Source organism: Mycobacterium sp. shizuoka-1 (assembly GCF_002723835.1).
Taxonomy (GTDB): Bacteria; Actinomycetota; Actinomycetes; order Mycobacteriales; family Mycobacteriaceae; genus Mycobacterium.
The window spans coordinates 1-2,298 of sequence record NZ_BEWG01000086.1 but is presented as its reverse complement, the minus strand read 5'-3'; the positions used below and the strand labels follow the sequence as shown (position 1 = coordinate 2,298).

Here is a 2,298-nt window from a genome sequence, read left to right as displayed (position 1 = left end):
GAGTACGAGACCGTCTACTACGCTACAAACACAGCCCCATCAGAGGCTGCGCACCAGTAACCGGTGTGCATCAAACCCGGGGCGGTTCAAATACACCGGCGTCTGAGTCCGTGCGCGAATGCGCGGCCACCTCTGGTCGCCGTCCTATTTTGCCGTCTCCTGCGGCGGCGCACCGTTGTCGATCATCAAGCGGTACATCGACGGCCAAGCCCGACCACTGTGACCGCCGGGCTACGCCCGCCGACAAAATGGGATGGGCTCACCCCGGACTAAAGTCCGAGGCTTGCGCCCAAGAATCCGGTCACGAGAAGGTCCTCGACGGTGCTGGTGTCGCTGGCGGTGGGCTCTCCCCCGACTTTGCCCAATGTCGTCGCCGGCAGGGTGTCCGCCAGGGCGGTCCTCGCGTCGGGGGTGTTCTCGGCCGACCTTGCGGACGTCAGCTTTCAGTGAAAGGTAAATCCGAGCTGGCCGTCGACATCGTCGTCGGCCTGCGTTTCCTTGGCTACCGGAGCCTGATTGGCGCGGCGCTGCGGATCGTTGGCTGCACCCGGCCACTCCACCCCCGCCGAGGCCAGATCCGAATAGCTGGCCACTGGCCTGTCCAGGATTCGTCCGAGCAGCTCAGCTTGTGCCGGCTCCAGCTCGACGAGGCGATTGAGCACCGACAGCAGGTCGATGAGCTCACCATTCCACTCTGCTGGCCAGGCCGAGGCGTTGATGTCATCCAGTGCACTGGTCCGACGGCCAGTCGGGTTGGCTTTGCGGTAGTTGAACCACGATTTGATGACGGCGCGGCCCCCGACCGTGTAGCCCCAGACCGCCGCCGGGACCGGACCGAACGAGCCTGACCCGATACTCAGTACTGCGGTCTCGGGGTCGTAGCTGGCGTCCAGCGGTAGGGAACCTACGGCGGTCAGATTGGTGACGCGCCGGGGATCATCGGTCGGATAGCGGATTCCGCCGTCGTGCCCTTCCGTGAAGGCCTGCCCGTATGTGTGTAACCAGACCACTTCGCGTCCGAGGTGGATTGCACGTTCGAACAGTTCAGCGTCACCGGTGATTGGGATCCGCACTCCTGGGGTGTCCAGCTCTTCAGCGAACCGCTCGGTGAATCCCGGGTGCGCGGCCACCCCGGCGATGTAGGCGACAAGGTCGTCCGCCGATAGGGCACGGCCGCTGATCGTCGAGAGGGCTCCGAGCAACCCTTTAGCCATATTTACCCGGCCACCGGGATGCAGCATCGGTAGCACCCGGCCACCGCGCCCGTTGAAATGATGGGCATCAGGGATCAACGCCGAGAACACCACGGCCGGTCCGTCGGCGATGGGTTGCGAATGCTGCTCAACAACAAAAACCTGGCCTGGGCGACGGGCTGCCCATAGCTCGGGGCGTGACCTATCCAGCAGTCGGCGATCAGCGACGATCCACTGCCGGTCGAAACTTCGGCATCCGTAGCGGACGATGGCCGGCGACTTGAGATAGGTCGCGGTCTCCGAGGCGAACGGCCGCGTGGTGTTGGGCTCGGTATCCGCAGCGCCGAGGGGATCCTTGGTCATCGCAAGAGTCGACGCGTCAGTTTCCTTGAACAGCTCTGCCTTGCGCGCCAAATCAGTCTCCGCGACAAGGGCTTTCAGTCGCTCCTTGAGCACCCCTGCGGCAGGGGCGCTGGGCCAGTTGCGGTTGGCCGTCACCCCGGTGCTGCTCCACGGCAGAAGATCATTCAGCGCGGGGTAATCGTCCCATTGAGATTGAGCGGCGGGCGTGAACGGGGCCTGCCACGCTGTGCGCGTGGGCTGCCAGTGCGGACCATCCAAACTCAACGTCTGTAGCGCGGCGTACTTCTCATTGCGATGGCCGTGCACTGCGGTGTAGTGAACGATTGCGGGGACCTGCGGATCGCAGTCCGGAGTTCGGGTGAAGATGGCGATCGCCAAAGGCTGCTGCACACCCGGGAAGATGCGAGTTGCAACTTCTGGACGTTGCCCTTCCGGTGAAACATCGACGATCCAGCCTTCAGTGGTGTTGCGCCTCAGGTACTCGCGCATTCCCTTGAACCCCGGCCCACGCAGGTAACCTGAGGTCGTGATGTAGCACACCACGCCGGTGTCGCCATTTGGCTGATCAGCGTTGGCGTCAAACACCTTCCACGTGCCCCACCGCCAGAAGTACACGTACAGGTTCTTCAGATTGAACTCATGACGACCGTTGCCCTCGGCGCGAAAGTCGTCTAACCCGGATTTTGCGTGGTAATTGGTGTGGGTTCGGTGTGATGCCGAGTTGTGTTGTTGGGTAGTGGTT

Annotated in this window: 1 protein-coding gene and 1 pseudogene; one reads left to right on the top strand and one right to left on the bottom strand. The window is 63.1% G+C overall.

From position 1 onward, the window contains the following. Positions 1-121 precede the first annotated feature (121 nt). Positions 122-223 (top strand): annotated as a pseudogene (locus MSZK_RS23150) (transposase); the annotation flags it as partial. 220 nt (positions 224-443) lie between these two features. Here MSZK_RS23150 and MSZK_RS23145 read toward each other — a convergent pair. Further along, a partial coding sequence (locus tag MSZK_RS23145) for a type ISP restriction/modification enzyme (RefSeq protein ID WP_304528966.1) occupies positions 444-2,298 on the bottom strand: 1,855 nt, incomplete at its 5' end.